Source organism: Georgenia sp. X1117 (assembly GCF_057784635.1).
Window position 1 is genome coordinate 648,791 of sequence record NZ_CM173492.1, and the last position, 17,453, is coordinate 666,243.

General features: G+C 72.1%; 19 protein-coding genes. 9 read left to right on the forward strand and 10 right to left on the reverse strand.

The features are described from left to right. Position 1: 1 nt before the first annotated feature. Entirely contained in the window at positions 2 to 625 is a 624-nt protein-coding gene (locus AC3D3D_RS02895; protein ID WP_463661031.1) for a tripartite tricarboxylate transporter TctB family protein, read from the reverse strand. 393 nt (positions 626 to 1,018) lie between these two features. On the opposite strand from AC3D3D_RS02895, the gene AC3D3D_RS02900 reads away from it, so the two are divergent. Beyond that, positions 1,019 to 1,144 (forward strand): hypothetical protein, encoded by a 126-nt coding sequence (locus AC3D3D_RS02900; RefSeq protein WP_463661030.1) that lies wholly within the window; start codon positions 1,019 to 1,021, stop codon positions 1,142 to 1,144. 79 nt (positions 1,145 to 1,223) lie between these two features. Here the strand turns inward: AC3D3D_RS02900 and AC3D3D_RS02905 are convergent. Together AC3D3D_RS02905 and AC3D3D_RS02910 are read right to left on the reverse strand one after the other, a co-directional pair. Next, a protein-coding gene (locus AC3D3D_RS02905) for an IS3 family transposase (protein ID WP_463661029.1) occupies positions 1,224 to 2,503 on the reverse strand; the annotation gives its coding sequence in 2 pieces (ribosomal slippage) (positions 1,224 to 2,200 and positions 2,200 to 2,503; 1,281 coding nt in all). Between the two features lie 529 nt (positions 2,504 to 3,032). After that, on the reverse strand, positions 3,033 to 4,442 hold the full coding sequence (locus AC3D3D_RS02910) for a C40 family peptidase (protein WP_463661028.1): 1,410 nt from the start codon (positions 4,440 to 4,442) through the stop codon (positions 3,033 to 3,035). Between the two features lie 318 nt (positions 4,443 to 4,760). Between AC3D3D_RS02910 and argF the strand changes: the two genes are divergently transcribed. Genes argF through AC3D3D_RS02925 form a run of 3 tightly spaced genes read left to right on the forward strand, consistent with a single transcriptional unit; the run spans position 4,761 to position 6,463 of the window. Continuing rightward, a complete protein-coding gene (gene argF / locus AC3D3D_RS02915) occupies positions 4,761 to 5,774 on the forward strand; it encodes an ornithine carbamoyltransferase (RefSeq protein WP_463661027.1) in 1,014 nt (337 codons plus the stop codon). A gap of 39 nt (positions 5,775 to 5,813) precedes the next feature. After that, positions 5,814 to 6,215 carry a hypothetical protein gene (locus AC3D3D_RS02920; protein ID WP_463661026.1) on the forward strand — a complete coding sequence of 134 codons (402 nt, stop codon included), beginning with the start codon at positions 5,814 to 5,816 and terminating at the stop codon, positions 6,213 to 6,215. Between the two features lie 59 nt (positions 6,216 to 6,274). Next, the gene (locus AC3D3D_RS02925; RefSeq protein WP_463661025.1) at positions 6,275 to 6,463 is read left to right on the forward strand and encodes a hypothetical protein; all 189 of its coding nucleotides are present in this window, start codon (positions 6,275 to 6,277) and stop codon (positions 6,461 to 6,463) included. A gap of 123 nt (positions 6,464 to 6,586) precedes the next feature. Here the strand turns inward: AC3D3D_RS02925 and AC3D3D_RS02930 are convergent, their stop codons facing one another. Genes AC3D3D_RS02930 through argC form a run of 6 tightly spaced genes read right to left on the reverse strand, consistent with a single transcriptional unit; the run spans position 6,587 to position 12,881 of the window. Next, entirely contained in the window at positions 6,587 to 7,861 is a 1,275-nt protein-coding gene (locus AC3D3D_RS02930; protein ID WP_463661024.1) for an argininosuccinate synthase, read from the reverse strand. Continuing rightward, the gene (argR, locus tag AC3D3D_RS02935; protein WP_463661023.1) at positions 7,858 to 8,415 is read right to left on the reverse strand and encodes an arginine repressor; all 558 of its coding nucleotides are present in this window, start codon (positions 8,413 to 8,415) and stop codon (positions 7,858 to 7,860) included. The genes AC3D3D_RS02930 and argR overlap by 4 nt, the downstream gene beginning before the upstream one ends. After that, the gene (locus AC3D3D_RS02940) at positions 8,412 to 9,671 is read right to left on the reverse strand and encodes an acetylornithine transaminase (RefSeq protein WP_463661022.1); all 1,260 of its coding nucleotides are present in this window, start codon (positions 9,669 to 9,671) and stop codon (positions 8,412 to 8,414) included. The genes argR and AC3D3D_RS02940 overlap by 4 nt, the downstream gene beginning before the upstream one ends. Then, on the reverse strand, positions 9,668 to 10,660 hold the full coding sequence (gene argB, locus AC3D3D_RS02945; protein WP_463661021.1) for an acetylglutamate kinase: 993 nt from the start codon (positions 10,658 to 10,660) through the stop codon (positions 9,668 to 9,670). The genes AC3D3D_RS02940 and argB overlap by 4 nt, the downstream gene beginning before the upstream one ends. Further along, positions 10,657 to 11,820: a bifunctional glutamate N-acetyltransferase/amino-acid acetyltransferase ArgJ gene (gene argJ / locus AC3D3D_RS02950; protein WP_463661020.1), complete on the reverse strand. Its 1,164-nt coding sequence runs from the start codon at positions 11,818 to 11,820 to the stop codon at positions 10,657 to 10,659. Before argJ ends, argB begins: the two co-directional genes overlap by 4 nt. Next, positions 11,817 to 12,881, reverse strand: coding sequence for an N-acetyl-gamma-glutamyl-phosphate reductase (gene argC, locus AC3D3D_RS02955; protein WP_463661019.1), 1,065 nt, complete (start codon positions 12,879 to 12,881; stop codon positions 11,817 to 11,819). The genes argJ and argC overlap by 4 nt, the downstream gene beginning before the upstream one ends. A gap of 196 nt (positions 12,882 to 13,077) precedes the next feature. Between argC and AC3D3D_RS02960 the strand changes: the two genes are divergently transcribed. Both AC3D3D_RS02960 and AC3D3D_RS02965 read left to right on the forward strand, forming a co-directional pair. After that, the gene (locus AC3D3D_RS02960) at positions 13,078 to 14,061 is read left to right on the forward strand and encodes a quinone oxidoreductase family protein (RefSeq protein ID WP_463661018.1); all 984 of its coding nucleotides are present in this window, start codon (positions 13,078 to 13,080) and stop codon (positions 14,059 to 14,061) included. A gap of 50 nt (positions 14,062 to 14,111) precedes the next feature. After that, positions 14,112 to 14,951: a hypothetical protein gene (locus tag AC3D3D_RS02965; RefSeq protein WP_463661017.1), complete on the forward strand. Its 840-nt coding sequence runs from the start codon at positions 14,112 to 14,114 to the stop codon at positions 14,949 to 14,951. Positions 14,952 to 14,981: 30 nt separating this feature from the next. Here the strand turns inward: AC3D3D_RS02965 and AC3D3D_RS02970 are convergent, their stop codons facing one another. Beyond that, positions 14,982 to 15,488, reverse strand: coding sequence for a flavodoxin domain-containing protein (locus AC3D3D_RS02970; protein ID WP_463661016.1), 507 nt, complete (start codon positions 15,486 to 15,488; stop codon positions 14,982 to 14,984). A gap of 188 nt (positions 15,489 to 15,676) precedes the next feature. Here AC3D3D_RS02970 and AC3D3D_RS02975 point away from each other — a divergent pair, with 188 nt between their 5' ends. The 3 genes from AC3D3D_RS02975 to AC3D3D_RS02985 are packed head-to-tail and all read left to right on the forward strand — an operon-like array spanning position 15,677 to position 17,380. Further along, complete coding sequence (locus AC3D3D_RS02975) at positions 15,677 to 16,105, forward strand: hypothetical protein (RefSeq protein WP_463661015.1); 429 nt, start codon at positions 15,677 to 15,679, stop codon at positions 16,103 to 16,105. Then, positions 16,102 to 16,374, forward strand: coding sequence for a hypothetical protein (locus tag AC3D3D_RS02980; protein WP_463661014.1), 273 nt, complete (start codon positions 16,102 to 16,104; stop codon positions 16,372 to 16,374). Before AC3D3D_RS02975 ends, AC3D3D_RS02980 begins: the two co-directional genes overlap by 4 nt. A 4-nt stretch (positions 16,375 to 16,378) precedes the next feature. Further along, positions 16,379 to 17,380 carry a hypothetical protein gene (locus AC3D3D_RS02985; RefSeq protein WP_463661013.1) on the forward strand — a complete coding sequence of 334 codons (1,002 nt, stop codon included), beginning with the start codon at positions 16,379 to 16,381 and terminating at the stop codon, positions 17,378 to 17,380. Positions 17,381 to 17,453: the final 73 nt, after the last annotated feature.

Here is a 17,453-nt window from a genome sequence, read left to right on the forward strand (position 1 = left end):
ATCACCACAAGGTCCCGGTGGGGACCGGTACCGCCAGCAGCTCCTGGAACAGGAACCACACGGCGCCACCGACGATCACCGCGAACAACGCGCTGTAGACGATCTTCCACCGTTCGATGAGGAGCGATACGAACAGCACGTAGGCGCCTACGGCCGGAGCCAACCCGATCAGCGGAATCGCTGCGGCCAGTGCGACCAGTCCTGCCACATTGATCCAGCGCTTCCACACCGCATCCGTTTCCGGGGCCTCGTCCGTCATCGGAAGCGTCTCTGCGATCTCCCGCCGACCGTCGTCCCGAGGAGCCATCGGCTGATCAACGGCGGAGTCACTCGATTCTGTCGTCGTAGCTCGCATCCGCTTGGCGACCGCGCCGAGCAGGAGCGCAGCAGCAAGCACCACCATGGTCGAGCCGACGACAGCGGGCAACATTCCAGCGCCGAGCGATCCGTTCTCGGTCGACAGGCCGAGCTCGAAGCCCCGGCGCGCGACCAGGACCCCGAGCAGCACGAACACTCCGCGGACGATCAGGTCGCCCAGCGGTACCGCCGCCTCAAGCTCCTCAACATCGTGTTCGTCACGCTCCGTGTGTGCTTCTGTCGAAGAGTCGGGCGGTGAATGAGCCATACGTGTATCTCCGTCGCGTAGTGGTCTAAGCGTCATTGCTACAGCTCGCTTTACGGCGTGAGACCCGACACTAGGGAACCTGGTCGTCACCAGTAAGTACCCGTCCGGGTACATTGCGGACTTTGCAAACACTGCGGCGCTTTGCCTGTTTCATAGCGGCTCTTCGGACATCCGGTGGGGAGCGTGACTCGCGGCGGTAGATGAGGGTGGGTAGAAGTCGAGGTTCCCGATGATCGGTAGCGACCAAGCAACCGTTCGTCCCGAGGACCTCAACGTTGACCAACGCTACGGGGTGCAGCGACAGCGCCCGGTAGTTGTCCGTGGCCCCTCTTCACTTATGTGAAGCGTCCCAGGTTGTGCGCCGCATCCTTTTGGGTTGGAAGGATGCAAAGCATGCCGAAGAAGATCGATCCGAAGGTCAAGGAGCGGTGCGTGTGCCAGGTGTTGGAGCACTTGCCGGAGTGCCCGTCGCTGACCGCGGCTGCTGAGGTCGTCGCTCGCCGTGAGGGCGTGGGCTAGGAGTCGGTGCGTCGCTGGGTGCTGCAGGCCCAGGTCGACGGCGGCCAGTGAACCGCCCTGGGTTCGCTGGAGGCTCTGGTCATTTGATTCCGACCAGGGCTTCGCGGCCCTGCTGCGTAGCGTAGAACGTTCCCTCGAACTCGACCGGTGGGAGATCTCTTAGATAGCCGTGCAGCCGCTGGTTGTTGTGCCAGTGGACCCAGCCGAGCGTCGCGAGCTCGACGTCTTCGATCGTGCGCCACGGCTTCTGGCGGGCGGGACCGCGGATGAGTTCGGCCTTGTAGTAGCCGTTGACGGTCTCGGCCAGCGCGTTGTCGAACGAGTCGCCGACGGTCCCGATCGACGGCACGGCGCCGATCTCGGCGAGCCGCTCGCCATAGCGCAGACTCGTGAACTGACTGCCCGCATCCGAGTGGCACCGCAGTCCCTCGAGCTGGGTTCCGCGCGACCAGCGGGCCATCTCGATCGCGTCGAGGACCATCTCGGTGCGCATGTGGCCCGCGACCCGCCAGCCGACGATCATCCGGGAGAACGCGTCGATGATGAAGCACACGTACGCGATGCCGGCGAACGTCGGCACGTAGGTCAGGTCCGTGACCCACAGCTGGTTCGGGCCCGTGGCGTTGAAGTCCCGCTTGACGAGGTCGGGGTGGCGGACGCTGGTCGGGTCCGGCCGGGTCGTGCGGACCCGCTTGGTCCGCACCGCGCCGGCGATGCCCTCGGCGCGCATCAGCCGGGCGACCTGGTCCCGGCCGACGTCGTGCCCGGCGCGGCGGGCTGCCTTCCACAGCTTGCGGGCCCCGTAGACCCGGTAGTTGTCCTCCCACAAGGTCCGCAGCGCCGGGCCCAGCTCGGCGTCCCGGACCGCGCGCGCCGAGGGCGGGCGTTTCTTGGCCGCGTAGTACGTGCTCACAGCCACCGGCACCCCTGCCGCACGCAGTACGGTGCAGATGGACTCGACCGTGAGCCGCACGCCGTCGACGACCTCGCCGCGGTTGGCGTCGATCAACGCGACTACTTCCTGTGCTGGCGGTCGAGCTCCGCCCCGAAGAAACTCGCGTCCCGCTTCAAGATCTCGTTCGCCCGCCGCAGCTCACGAATCTCCTGCTCGAGCTCCCTGATCCGCCGGGCCTCGCTCGTGCTCGTCCCGGGCGCGTGGCCGTCATCGATCTCGGCCTGCTTGACCCACTGACGCACCGACTCGGCCCCGTAGCCCAGCTGGGCCGCGACCCGCTGGATCGTGCCGTGCTCGGTCCCCAGCTCGGCGCGCAACGTGCGCACCATCCGCACCGCGGCGGCCTTCTCCTCATCCGAGTACCGCCGCGTCTGCGGCTTCCCGGGCGTCTGCTCCTTCGGCATGGCTCCATCCTCGTTTCCAAGGTCACGAGCCTCCAAGAAACCCAGGGCGGTTCATACACCACTATGCGGGACTCAACTACCTGCTGCAGTACGAGCCGCTCGGAATGGCCATCGCCGTTCGGGCCTGCGCCGTCACACCGTGCAGCAGCTGCGCTCGGGCGACCTTCCCGACATGTACGCGCGGCCCGCACGCCGGCTCGCCGAGTCCGGGCTGGGGCCACGCGAGTACCGGCGCCACCACGAGGCACTGGGGACGTGCTCGGTTCCGGACACGAGCATGCGGGACGCGTAACCGGCGACCTCGTCGGGAGGCTCGACCCGGCCGAGCTTCGCGCCGTCGACGAGGCGCTCCTTCTCACGCTCGGCCTGGACTGCGCACCGCGTTCCCGCGCCCGCGCTGCGTTCGACGACGCCGGCGCCTGCCGCTGCAGAACGACCGTGCGGCCCGACGCGAGATCGCGTCGGGCCGCACGTGGTCGGTGGTGGCGGAGGGCTGGCTCACGGCCCTCGCCCCGTCACGGGTTCCTGGTTACAGGACCCTAAGGTAGACGGGGTTGCCCGCGACCCACCGGTTGGGGCCCTCGCGGGTGCCCATGCCCGGGTTCCAGGCGCCGATGTTCTGGCCGTTGCCGGTGTAGATGGCGACGTGGCCGGGCCACCAGATGAGGTCGCCCGGACGCGCCTGGCTCGCCGGCACCTGCTCGAAGTGCGCGAACGCGCCCCAGGCCGTGGTGCGCGGCAGGGTGACGCCGAACTGCGAGTAGACGTACCCGGCATAGCCGATGCAGTCCCAGCCCGACGGCGTCGTCCCGCCCCAGACGTACGGCGAACCGACGTACTGGCGCGCCACCGAGACGACGGCGTCGCCGCGCCACTCGGGCGCCGGCGCGGGAGCCGGTGCCGGGGCAGGTGCGGGAGCTGGCGCCGGTGCGGGGGCGGGGGCGGGCGCCGGCGCGGGGGAAGGCGCCGGTGCGGGTGCCGGGGCCGGAGCCGGCTCGGGCTCCGGCGCCGGTTCAGGCTCAGGGGCCGGTTCAGGCTCAGGGGCCGGTTCAGGCTCAGGGGCCGGCTCAGGCTCAGGCGTGGGCTCCGGAGTCGGCTCGGGCTCCGGCGCCGGCTCGGGAGTGGGCTCCGGCTCCGCGGCGGGCGCCGGCTCCGATGCCGGGACGGGTTCGGGTGTGGGCTCAGGCTCGGGTTCCGGCTCCGGCTCCGGCTCCGGTTCAGGCGCCGGTTCGGGCCCAGGCGTGGGCTCCGGCTCAGGCGCCGGTTCCGGCTCGGGCGTCGGCTCCGGCTCCGGGACGGGCTCGGGTTCCGGCTCAGGTGCCGGCGTCGGCTCAGGTGCCGGCGTCGGCTCGGGCTCCGGTGCCGGCTCGGGCTCCGGTGCCGGCTCGGGCTCCAGCTCGTCGAGGAAGCCACGGTCGATCGTGAAGACGCTGCGTCCGTCGGCGCCGCTCGAGACGACGATCGTGTCGCCCGCCTGGCCGAAGTGGAAGACGTAGTCGGCCGCGCCATGGTCGCGGGCGTTGCGCACGTACATCGCATTGCCGCGGCGCACCGCCACCGACGTGGCACCGTCACCGTCCCAGTCACCGACGAACAGGGCGTCACGCTCGGCATCCGGGCGCAGCGCCGTCACGCTCGCCTCCTCGGCGCCGGACAGGGGCGCGGCCGGCTCGTTGGACGGCCACGACGCCATCGTGCGGTCGGGGCCGAACGGGCTCGTCGCGGTCGGGCCGAACGTGAACGCCGTCGACGTCACGGATCCGAACGTGAAGGCGGAGGTTGGCGAGGCGGACAGTCCGTGCAGCGCGATCCGGGTGACCTCGTCGGCACGGGACGTCGCCCCGACCTCGCCCTCGGCGCCGTAGGCGGCCGAGCTGGCCACGCACGCGACCGCCAGACCCACCCCCGCACCGGCCGGTAGCCATCTCTTCAGAAGCACAGGCTTTCTCCTCTTTCGCGCTCAGACGCGCAGCCCCGCCCCACCCGCGTCGCTGCAATCGATTCGTGGTCGCTGTCCGCGGCATGACCTGCCGTGTTACTCGTGAGACTAGAGGCAATTCGAGTGAACTCGTGTGACTCAAGTGAAATGAGGTCTACATCTCACTGAGACGCAGCCGATATCAGGCCGTAAGGACGTCACGTCTCATGTGCGCGCACACGCCCGCTCCCTGGCCCGGTCACCCTCCTCGGCGTCGACGGTCCGCGACCTCCCGGGCGGCGGTCCGGAGGGGCGCCCCTGCGCCCGTAACCTGGGCCCATGACCGCCTCGTCCATCGACCTCACCGGCCGCCACCTGCTCAAGGAGCTCGACTTCTCCCCCGCGGAGTGGCTGCACCTCGTCGACCTGGCCGCCCGCCTCAAGGCCGAGCGGCTCGAGGGCGGCGAGGAGCGTCGGCTCACGGGCAAGGCGGTCGCGCTCATCTTCGAGAAGACCTCGACCCGCACCAGGGCCGCCTTCGAGGTCGCGGCGGCGCACCAGGGCGCGTCGACCACCTACCTCGACCCCTCGGGCTCGCAGATCGGACACAAGGAGTCGATCCCGGACACCGCCGCGGTGCTCGGGCGGATGTACGACGCCATCGAGTACCGCGGCGACCACCAGGCCACCGTGGAGTCCCTCGCCGAGCACGCCGGCGTGCCGGTCTACAACGGGCTGACCGACGACTGGCACCCCACCCAGATGCTCGCCGACGCCCTGACGATCCGCGAGCACGTCGCCAAGCCGCTGGACCAGGTCACCCATGCCTACCTCGGCGACGCCCGGTTCAACACCGGCCGTTCGCTCCTCGTCTCCTCGGCGATGCTGGGCATGGACGTGCGGATCGTCGCCCCCGAGGGCTACCTGCCGCCGGCCGACGTCGTCGACGCGGCACGCGCGATCGCCGCCACCACGGGGGCACGGATCACGCTCACCTCCGACGTGGCGGAGGGCGTGCGGGGCGCGGACGCCGTCTCGACCGACGTGTGGGTCTCCATGGGCGAGAAGAAGGAGGTCTGGCAGGAGCGCATCGAGATCCTGCGGGACTACCGGGTGACCTCGCAGGTCATGGCCGCCACGGGCAACGACCGCGCCGTCTTCATGCACTGCCTCCCGGCCTTCCACGACCTCGGCACCGCCGTCGGCCGCGACGTCCACACCATGAGCGGCATGGACTCCCTCGAGGTGACCGACGAGGTCTTCCGCTCCCCCGCCTCGGTCGTGTTCGACCAGGCCGAGAACCGCCTGCACACCATCAAGGCCGTCCTCGTGGCCACCCTGGCCGGCGCCTGACGGACCGCCGAACGGCCCCACCGACCACCGGAGGCACGCATGTCTTCTCGACCGACCACTCGACGTCGCACGCTCGCGATCGGCGCCACCGCCCTGCTCCTGCCCATACTGGCCGCCTGCGGCGGCGTCGAGGACGAGAGTCTGACTGACGACGAGGCATGCGCCGAGTACCACTCGACCTGGAACGAGATGGAGGGACGCGCCCAGGAGGTCCAGAGCGCGGGCCCCTCCTCGGAGGAGTTCCGGTCGCTGTTCACGGACTACGCGACCCGCATGGACGATCTCGCCGCCTCCTCCGGCGAGGAGCTGGCTCCGCTGTTCACCGCCGAGGCAGACTTCGGGCGCGCGATGAGCGGCGAGGGCGACATGGAGCTGGAGTCCGTCGCCGAGAACACCGCCGCCATCGAGGAGATCTGCGGCCCCAGCGGCTCGGGCGGCTGACTCAGCGATTGGTGACAGGTGTCAGCGCATCGGCAGGACAATCTCGCCATGATGGGGGCATGAGCCGCAAGACGCTGTCCTTCATCGCCCTGGTCGTCACCATCCTCTTCGGCGCCGGCTTCGTCCTCTTCGACGACTCGCGCGGCACGTACGCGGCGATCGGCGCCGCCGTCGTGGCGATCGCCTGGATCTCGGTCGGCTACCTCGGCAAGCCGGACGACGACGAGCGGACCCGCGACGGTAGGTAGGCGCGCGAGCCGCGCGGGCGCGGCGGGGCCTCACCCTCGGGCGCGGCGCCCGTCCCCGCGTGCGCGCGCGAGGGCGGGCACCGACCCGTCCTCCGGTCGGCGCCCGCCCCTGGCACGGCGCGGTCAGTCGGTGAAGAAGTCCACCCCGTTGCCGAACCGCTCGTCGCGCGCGGCGGAGAGCTTCGAGGTCAGGCCGTAGATGTCGATGAACCCGACCGAGCTCGACTGGTCGAAGGTGTCGCCGGCGTCGTAGGTGGCCAGGTTGAAGTCGTACAGGGAGGACTCCGAGCGGCGACCGGTCACGGTGGCACGCCCGCCGTGCAGGGTCATGCGGATCTCGCCGGAGACGTAGCGCTGGGTCTCCTCGACGAACACGTCGAGCGCCTTCTTCAGCGGAGAGAACCACTGCCCGTCGTAGACGAGCTCCGCCCAGCGCTCGGACACGCGGCGCTTGTAGCGGGCCAGCTCGCGCTCGATCGTCACGTTCTCGAGCTCCTTGTGCGCGGCGAGCAGGGCCATCGCACCGGGGGCCTCGTAGACCTCGCGGGACTTGATGCCCACGAGCCGGTCCTCGACGACGTCGATGCGACCGATGCCCTGGGCACCGGCGCGGCGGTTCATCTCCTGGATGGCCTGCAGCGGGGTGACGGCCACGCCGTCGATCTCCACCGGGATCCCCTGCTCGAAACGGATGACGACCTCGTCGGGCAGCGGCGGGTAGGTCGGGTCGTCGGTGTAGCTGAAGATGTCCTTGGTCGGGGCGTTCCAGATGTCCTCGAGGAAGCCGGTCTCGATGGCGCGGCCCCACACGTTCTGGTCGATCGAGAACGGGTTGTTCTTCGTCGTCTCGATCGGCAGGTCGTGCTTCTCGGCGTACTCGATGGCCACGTCGCGGGTCAGCGCGAGGTCACGCACCGGCGCGATGCACTTCAGCTCCGGCGCGAGCGAGGTGATGCCGACCTCGAAGCGGACCTGGTCGTTGCCCTTGCCCGTGCAGCCGTGGGCGACCGTGGTGGCGCCGAAGCGCTTGGCGGCGCGCACGAGGTGCTTGACGATGACGGGACGGGAGATCGCCGAGACCAGCGGGTAGGCGTCCTGGTACAGGCCCTGGGCCTTGAGGGCCGGCATGCAGTACTCGGCGGCGAACTCGTCCTTGGCGTCGGCGACGTAGGCGTCGACCGCGCCGCAGTCCAGCGCGCGCTGGCGGATGACCTCGAGATCCTCCCCGCCCTGACCGACGTCGACGGCGACGGCGATGACCTCGGCGCCGGTCTGCTCGCCGATCCAGCCGATCGCGACGGAGGTGTCGAGGCCGCCGGAGTAGGCGAGCACCACGCGCTCCTTGCCGCCCGCGGCGGCCGAGGTGGCGGCGGTCCCCTGGGTGTTGTCGGTGCTCATGCGTCCTTCCTTCCGGCCGCGGTCGGCCTCGTGCTCTGGGGGTCGGTGGTGGTGCGGGCGGGCCCGGCGCGGCGGGCCAGGTCGAGGAGCCGGTCCTCGAGATCGGCGGCGGCCGGCTCGTCGCGAGAGATGACCAGGACAGTGTCGTCCCCGGCCACGCAGCCCAGCACGCCCGGCAGCCGGGACTGGTCCACGGCCGAGGCGAGCAGCTGGGCGGCCCCGGGCGGGGTGCGCAGGACGACGAGGTTCTGGGCGTGCTCGGCGCCGACGAGGACCTCGGCGCACCAGCGCTCGAGGCGCGCGTGGACCTGGGCGGCGTGGGTGATCGGTGCGGGTGCCACCAGCGCGGGCAGGGCGTAGACCTGCGCGCCGTCGGCGCCGCGGACCTTGACCGCGCGCAGCTCGTCGAGGTCGCGGGAGACGGTGGTCTGCGTGACGTCGACGCCGAGGTCGGCGAGCCGGCCCCGGAGCTCGGACTGCGAGTGCACGTCCCCGCTGGCGATCAGCTCCTCGACGAGGGCGTGGCGCGCGGCCCGGCTCGAGGGGGCGCTCATCCTCGGCCCACCGCCCCGGCACGGTCGGCCTCGACCCGGCCGAGCGCCGCGGTGAGCTTCTCGACCGCCTCGGCCACGTCGTCGTCGGTGAGGACCAGCGGCGGGGCGAGCCGCAGCGTGTCCGGGGCGACGGGGTTGACGATGAGCCCGGCGTCCTGCGCGGCGGCCGCGACCGCGGCCGCGTGCTCACCCGTCAGGGCGACGCCGATGTGCAGGCCGGCACCGCGGGTGCCGGCCACGAGCGGGGAGCCGATACCCTCGATGCCCGCGCGCAGCGCGCCGCCGACCTGCTCGACCCGGTCGAGGAAGCCCGGCGCACCGACGACGTCGAGGACCGCGAGCGCTGCGGCGGCACTGACCGGGTTGCCGCCGAAGGTGGTGCCGTGGGCGCCGGGGCCGAGCAGGGTCGCGGCATGCTCGCCGAGGGCGATCGTGGCACCGATCGGCATCCCGCCGCCCAGGCCCTTGGCCAGGGTGACGACGTCGGGCACGAACCCGTCGCCGAGCTCGGGCCGGTGGTGGCCCAGCCAGGCGCCGGTGCGGCCGATGCCGGTCTGGATCTCGTCGAGGACCACGAGCGCGCCGGCCTCCTGGGCGGCCCGGCCGGCAGCGGCGAGGTACCCCTCGGGCAGCGGGAGCACGCCCGCCTCCCCCTGGATCGGCTCGAGGAACAGCCCCGCGACGTCGCCGGCGGCCAGCTCGCGGCGCAGTGCCTCGAGGTCGCCGGGGTCGACGAAGGTGACGTCGGGCCCGAGCGGCGCGAACGGCTCGCGGTAGGCGGCCTTGTGCGTGAGGGCGAGGGCGCCGAGGGTGCGACCGTGGAAGGAGCCGGTCAGCGCCAGGACCCGGCCGGGCCGGTCGCCGGCGTGGCGGCGCACGATCTTCAGCGCGGCCTCGTTGGCCTCGGTCCCGGAGTTCGGCAGGAACACGCGCGAGCCCTGCGGGGCTCCCCCCGGGGTGACGATCTCCAGGAGCCGCTCGGCCAGGCGCACCTGCGGCCCGGAGGTGAAGAAGTTGGAGACGTGCCCGAGCGTGGCGACCTGGTCGGCGACCGCGCCGACGAGCGCGGGGTGGCCGTGTCCCAGGGAGAGCACGGCGATGCCCGCGAGCAGGTCGAGGTACTCGCGGCCGTCGTTGTCGGTGACGTGGGTGCCGGATCCGGACACGAGCGCCAGGCGGGGCAGCCCGAAGGTGTTCATCACGGAGCCGGTGTAGCGGTCCTGCCACGTGGGCCCGGTCTGGTTCTCGACGCTCATGCCTGGCTCCTCGTGGTCTCGGTGGTGGGTGCGTCCTCGTCGGGCAGCACGAGGGTGCCCACGCCGGCGTCGGTGAAGATCTCCAGCAGCATCGAGTGGGGCTTGCGCCCGTCGATCACGTGGGCCTGGGCGACGCCGGCGCGCACCGCCCGCAGGCAGGCCTCCATCTTGGGCACCATCCCCGACTCCAGGCTCGGCAGCAACTCGGCCAGCCGGGTCGCGGTGACCTGGGAGAGCAGGCTGGAGCGGTCGGGCCAGGCCGCGTAGAGGCCCTCGACGTCGGTGAGGACGACGAGCTTGCGGGCGCCGAGCGCCGAGGCGATCGCCGCTGCCGCGGTGTCGGCGTTGACGTTGAGCACCTGGCCGGGGTCCTCGACGTCGACCGCGACGGTCGAGACCACCGGGATGCGCCCGGCGTCGAGCAGCTGGGTGACCGCCTCGGGGTGGACGGTGACGACGTCTCCGACGTGCCCGACGTCGACCGCCGTGCCGTCGACGGTGGCGCTGCGCCGGCGGGCGAGCAGGAGCCGCCCGTCCTCGCCGGACAGGCCCACGGCGTGGGCGACGTCGCGGTTGAGCAGGGTGACGAGCTCGCGCTGGACCTGGCCGGTGAGCACCATCCGCACCACGTCCATGGCCTCGCCGGACGTGTAGCGCAGGCCGCCGCGGAACTCGGTGTCGATGCCGAGGCGGCCCAGCATGGAGGAGATCTGCGGGCCGCCGCCGTGCACGACGACCGGCCGCAGGCCGACCTGGTGGAGGAAGAGGACGTCGGAGGCGAAGGCGCGCTTGAGGTCCTCGTCGACCATGGCGTTGCCGCCGTACTTGATCACCACGGTGGCGCCGGCGAAGCGCTGGAGCCAGGGCAACGCCTGGATGAGGACCTCGGCCTTCTGGTGCGGGAAGAGGTCGCGCGCGGTGTCGAAGACGAAGTCCTCGGGCACCGGGGCTCCGGCGGGGGGCTCAGAGGTCTCGGGGTGCTTGCTCATGTGGAGTACGCGCTGTTCTCGTGGACGTAGTCGTGGGTGAGGTCGTTGGTCCACACCGTGGCGGTGGCCTCGCCGGCCTTGAGGTCGACGAGGACGGCGACCTCCCGCTCGGCGGCGAGGTCGACGAGCTCGCGCGGCTCCCCCACGCCGGCGTCGCGACACACCTGCACGCCGTTGATCGCCACGTCGATCGTCGTGGGGTCGAACGGGGCGACGTCCTCGGGCACCGTGCCGGCCGCGGCGATGACGCGTCCCCAGTTGGGGTCGTTGCCGAAGACGGCGGCCTTGAAGAGGTTGGACCGCGTGATCGCACGGCCGACGGCGAGGGCGGCGCTCTCGTCGGACGCGTTCGCCACGGTGACCGCGATGTCGTGGGACGCCCCTTCGGCGTCGGCGACGAGCTTGCGGGCGAGGTCCGCGCTCGCGGCGGTGACGGCCTCGGCGAGCGCGTCCTCGCTCGGCGTGACGCCCGACGCGCCGGAGGCGAGCAGGACGACGGTGTCGTTGGTCGACATGCAGCCGTCGGAGTCGACCCGGTCGAAGGTGGTGCGGGTGGCCGCGCGCAGCACCCGGTCCGCGGTGGCGGCGTCGACGACGGCATCCGTGGTGAGCACGACGAGCATCGTGGCCAGGCCCGGGGCGAGCATGCCGGCGCCCTTGGCCATGCCGCCGACCGACCAGCCGTCGCCCGGGACGTGGGCCTGCTTGGCCACCGTGTCGGTGGTCATGATCGCGTGGGCGGCGTCATCCCCGCCGTCGGGGTTCAGTGCCCCGGCGGCCGTGTCGGCGCCGGACAGCAGGGCGGGCATGTCGAGCCGCTCGCCGATGAGACCGGTGGAGCAGACGACGACGTCGCCGGCCGAGACGCCGAGCAGCCCGGCCACGTGCTCGGCGGTGCGGTGGGTGTCGGCGAAGCCCTCGGGGCCGGTGCAGGCGTTGGCGCCGCCCGAGTTGAGGACGACGACGTCGGCCCGCCCGTCGGCGACGACCTGGCGCGACCAGGTCACCGGGGCGGCCTCGATGCGGTTGGTGGTGAACACGGCGGCGGCCACGCGCTCGGGACCGTCGTTGACGACGAGGGCGAGGTCGGGCAGGCCCGAGGCCTTGAGCCCGGCGGTGACGCCGGCGGCCCGGAAGCCGGCGGGTGCGGTGATGCTCACGGTGCGACTCCCGTCGTGGGCAGGCCCGCGTGCTCCGGCAGGCCGAGGGCGAGGTTGAGGGACTGCAGGGCGGCGCCGGCGGTGCCCTTGACGAGGTTGTCGATCGCGCACACGGCGACCACGCGGCCGGCCCGGTGGTCGACGGCGACCTGGACGGTGGCCAGGTTGGCCCCGGCGACCGCCCCGGTGGTGGGCCACATGTTCTCGGGCAGCAGGCGCACGGCCGACTCGCCGTCGTAGGCGGCGTGCCAGGCGGCCAGGACGTCCTCGGTGCTTGCGCCCTCGGCCAGCGGGGCGCTGACGGTGGCGAGGATCCCGCGCGAGATCGGCGCGAGGACGGGGGTGAAGGAGATCTTCGGCGTCGCCGCACCGGCGACGGCCAGGTTCTGCTCGATCTCGGGGACGTGGCGGTGCGTGCCGGCCATCCCGTAGGGCTGGAGGTTTCCGGCCCCCTCGGCGGCGGTGAGGTGCGGCTTGAGGGCCTTGCCCGCGCCGGAGTAGCCGACCGCGAGGACGGCGACGACGTCGCTCGCGTCGACGACGTCGGCGGCCACCCCGGGCTGGATCGCCAGGGTGACGGCGGTGACGTTGCAGCCGGGCACGGCGATGCGGCGCGAGGTGGTCAGCGCGGCACGCTGCGCGGCCGGGGCGGTCTCGCCGGCGTGCAGCAGCTCGGGCATCCCGTAGGGCCAGGCGCCGGCGTGCGGGCTGCCGTAGAAGGACTCCCAGGCCACGGGGTCGGTGAGGCGGTGGTCGGCCCCGACGTCGACGACGACTCCCTCGTAGCCCAGCCCCTCGAGCTCCGCGGTGATCGCACCGGACGCGCCGTGCGGCAGGGCGAGGACGACGACGTCGTGCTCAGCCAGGCGGGCCGCGTCGGTGGCCTCGAGGGTGCGGTCGGCGAGCGGCAGCAGGTGCGGCTGGTGGCGGAGCAGCGGGTCGCCCGCGGAGGAGTGGGCGGTGAGCGCACCGACGCTCAGGTCGGGGTGCGCGAGGGCGAGGCGCAGGACCTCGCCGCCCGCATATCCGGAGGCGCCGGCGACGGCGATCGAGAAAGACACCGCATCATCTTACGTACATCCGCATAGATATGCGCAAACCGGTAGTGCGGGCCGGCGTACAAGAAGAACCCCCGGGGGGCGAGACGCCGTCACGGCGGTGCCCGGGGACGGAAGCCGGTCGGGGTGCACCTGCGCGGTCGTGCGTACGAGGCCCGCCCGCGCTCACGGCCGATGGTGCATGGGGCACGATGACCTCATGCGCGCCATCGTCCAGACCGAGACCGGCTCCCCCGACGTCCTGCAGCTGAGTGAGCTCCCCGACCCGGAGCCCGGGCCGGGAGACCTGCTCGTCGACGTCGCACACGCGGGTCTGAACTTCATCGACACCTACCAGCGCAGCGGGCTCTACCGCGTCGAGCTGCCGCACGTGCCCGGCTCGGAGGGCTCGGGCACCGTGGCCGCCGTCGGGTCCGAGGTGTCGGGCTGGTCGGTCGGCGACCGCGTGGCGTGGGCCGGCGGCCCGCGCTCCTACGCCGAGCGGATCTCCCTGCCGGCGGCCGCCGCGCTGCCCGTGCCCGAGGGCCTCGGTCTCGACGTCGCCGCGGCCCTGCCCCTGCAGGGCATGACCGCCCACTACCTGCTCGACGGCGCCTCGAACGTCGGCGAGGGCACCACCGTCCTGCTCACCGCGGCCGCCGGCGGCGTCGGTCTGCTGGCCACCCAGCTCGCCGCGGCGCGCGGTGCGCGGGTCATCGCCCTGGTGGGTTCGCCGGCGAAGGAGGAGCTCGCCCGCGCGGCCGGTGCGGCCGAGGTCGTGCGCTACCGCGAGCTGGGCGACCTCACCGGCGAGCTCCCCGACGTCGTGCGTGGGCTCACCGACGGCGCGGGCGTCGACGTCGTGCTCGACGGCGTCGGTAGGGACACCTTCGACGCCTCGCTGGCCTCCCTGCGCCCGCGAGGCACGCTCGTTCTGTTCGGCGCGGCCTCCGGGCCGGTCCCGCCCCTGGACCTCCAGCGGCTCAACGCCGGCGGCTCGCTGTTCGTCACCCGCCCCACGCTCGCCCACTACACGGCCGAGCGCGAGGAGCTCGAGTGGCGCTGGCTCGGCGTCGCGGATGCTGCCGCGCAGGGCACCCTCGACGTCCGGATCGGCGCACGCTTCCCGCTGGCCGACGCCGCCGACGCCCACCGGGCCATCGAGTCAGGCACCACGACCGGCAAGGTCCTCATCGAGGTCTGACCGCCGAGGAAGCCGGCCGCGCACTCCCCCGCGCCAACTACCCTGAGGCGGTGAGCGAGCAGCGGACCTACCGGCGAGACGTCGAACCCGCCGCTCGACCGCCCGAGTGGGACCGCGGCCTGACAAGGTTCTGGCCCGAGGCCGTCCTCCTGCTGCTCACCCTCCTCCTGGGCTACGGCGCGCTGACGACGCCCGCCGGCGGTGGTCCGCTCGCCCTGGTCGGCCGGATCCTCCTGCCGCTCGGACCCCTCCTCGGCCTGGGCGCCCTGCTCGCGCCGCGGTCGAGGCGTCGTCCGGGCACCCTCGTCGCCGGGCGGTCCGACGACGGCGGGCTCGTCCTGCGCGCGGACCCCTCCTCGCTCCGGCTGACCTTCTACGCGCTGCTGGCCGCCGGTCTGGCCGGCCCGTTCGTCGCCGTCGACACGTTCCTCCAGGGAACCGGTGCCGACCTGCCGCCGGTCTGGCTGACCATGCCGATGTTCCTCGCCACCCTCGCGGGCCCGCCGATGGCCTACGAGCTGGGGCGCGGCCGCATCCGTGGGGCGGAGATGAGCATCGGCGCCGAGACCCTCGTCGTCGATGCGCTGATGACCACCCGGACGGTGATGTGGTCGAGGGTGCGCTTGATCGAACCCGTCCGGGGGGCCGGTGCCCGGGTCCGCATCACGTGCACCGCACCCATCGGACGTCAGCGCCGGGGCAGCACCGGGCGCGGCCGCGCCACCACGGTGGTGGAGGACCCCCAGCTCTCCGAGGTCTTCTCCCTGGCCGCCTACCCGGGCGACCCCGGCGTCCTGCTGTCGGTGCTGCGTGCCCTGGCCGAGGACCCGGAGGCCGCGGGCCGGCTCCTTACGGGCCCGGAGCCGGGCGCCGCCGCCGTCGACCTCTGAGACTGCGCCGTCAGGCAGGGACCCGCGGGCTCATGCCTCGGAGCCGACGTGCTCGGCGAGCTGGGCCACGATCTCCTCGGCGAAGGTCTCGATGCGGTCCCAGTCGCGGAAGTCCCCCTCCATCCCGCCGGCGAGCCGGATGACGCTGCGCTCGCGCAGCCCCAGCAGGTTGGGGTCCAGCCGCCCGCGGAAGGTGCGGTAGTCGATGGGGTCCAGCGCCGTCACGTAGCGGGCCGCCCGCATCGGGTCCTGGACCTCGCCGTGCGGTACCCCGGCCAGCCCGACGGAGAAGACCCACACCGGCAGGGCGCGCAGCTCCTCGGCCCGGTCGGAGACGAAGGTCCGCATCGCCTCCATCCACTGGGTCATGTAGACCGCCGAGCCGACGACGACCGCGTCGACGCCGTCGAGGGTGGTGACCTCGCCGGGCGCGACCCGGCGCGCGAGATGACCCGAGCGGCGGAACACCTCGACCATCGCGTCGCCCACGCCGTCGGTGGCACCGTGCTTGGAGGAGGTCACGACGAGGATCTTCATGACAACACGATGCCCGTCCGCCGTTCCGAGCACCAGGGACCATCGTCCCTGGGCCGACGGACGCGCCTGCCGCCTCGGTCCGGGCCGGACGACCTCCGCCGTCGCAGGGCCGGACTACCCCACACGCGCGCTGGCGTATGCCCGGCGGCCGACATAACGTCGGTCATCACCCCCTTGCTCCAGTACCCATGAGGCAGCGCACGAAGATTCCCGCGACGAGCTCGATCGTCCTCCCCCCGATCGTCTACGTGCCGGTGAGCCCCCGGAACCAGGGCGGGGCTCCGCACCACGACCTGCTCGAGCGGGTGGACGGTCGCACGGGCCTTCCCGTCTACACCGCGCTCGACCGGCTCCAGTCCGCCTGGGGCGTCGAGCACGGCTGGGCTCTCATGAGTCTCGCCGGTATCGAGAAGGCGATCAGCGAGGGCCTCGCTCACGTCGTGGTCATCGATCACGACGCCAGCCAACCGGCGCCAAGCGCCGAGGAGCTGGCCGCCACCGACCGGCTTCGGACCTCCGGCCAGGCACGGACGAGAGCCACGTCCGAGCAGCCGCAGACGCACGCGGCACCTTCCACCACCCTGCAGGCGATGCCCGGATGGAGTACCAACAGATGAGCGACATTCTTCAGGTCGACCAGACCACCATGGACACGATGAAGCGCTACCACACCGAGGCCGCGGACGCCGGCGCCCAGCTCGCCGAACCGACCGAGGGTGACTTCGGTTGGGGCGACGTCGAGGTCTCCGGCATCGTGGCGCGCATCGCGGAGTGGATCGGCGGCTCGATCACCCACCACGCCGAGGTGGCCGAGGTGCTCCGGCACACCTGGGACAACTTCCAGGAGGACGACGACGGCGCTGCGGCACTCTTCGGGACGGTGTGACGCGATGCCGATCGATACCGAGGTGCCCGGTGACCCGGACGCCGTGCTCGAGGTCGCCGACTGGCTCAAGAAGGCGCACGAGGCCCTGGTGGACGGATCGAACGGTGCCGCGCTCGCCGTCCAGCAGGGGAGCCAGGGATTCTTCGGCGAAGCCGGAGATGCCTACAACGCGTGGGGCAACGACCTGAGCGACGCGCTCTCGGAGGCGAACCATCGAACGGATGACGCCGAGGGGAAGGTCCGCACCTTCAGCTCCAAGCTGCGGTCGCTCCAGATCGAGATGACGACCATCCGTGAGGGGGCGGTCGAGGACGGCCTCGAGGTCAACGGCTTCCTCATCCTCGAGCCGGACCCGGCGCCGGGCGTCGCCGCCTGGAACCCGTTCGACCGGAGTCGCACGTTCGGCGACTACCTGCGAGAGATGGAGGAGCACCGCGTCCAGGCAGCGAAGATCACGGCCTACGACGATGCGTCGACAGATGTCACTCGTGAGCAGCAAGAGCTGCTGGACTGGATCGACTCCGACCTCGGCCCGGCGCTCGAGGCGGTGCGGGCCCAGGCGGGCCTGGACATGCTCACCGGTGTGACGATGACGACCGGGATGGACATCGGTGAGGCCGGGCTGCACGAGGCGGCCGAGCGGTGGGACCGACGGGCCGAAAGCTGGTACGAGCGGTCCGACGAGATGCCCGCGAAGGGCAACCGCAGACCGCGCAGCAGGACATGGCAGTACGGTGACGACAATGCGGGGTGGGGCAAGTGGACCCGCAGAGCAGCCAAGTCGGTGCCGTTCGTCGGCTGGGGCCTTACTACGTACGACCTCTATACCCGTGACGACGACTCGACCGTCCTGGTGGAGTCGATCCCGTTCGTCGGGTGGGCCGCGGGACCCCTCTACGAGAAGTTTGTCCCCGAGCACTACCGCTCCGCTGTCGACGACGTCATCGACGACGTGACCGACGACATCTTCGACGACGTCAAGGGACTCTGGCCCTTCGGAGGCTGAGACAGGCCCGGTCCCTGGACGAGCCCCCACCGCACCCTTGACGAGGGCCGGAGCCGCGCCCCGCGCCCGACGT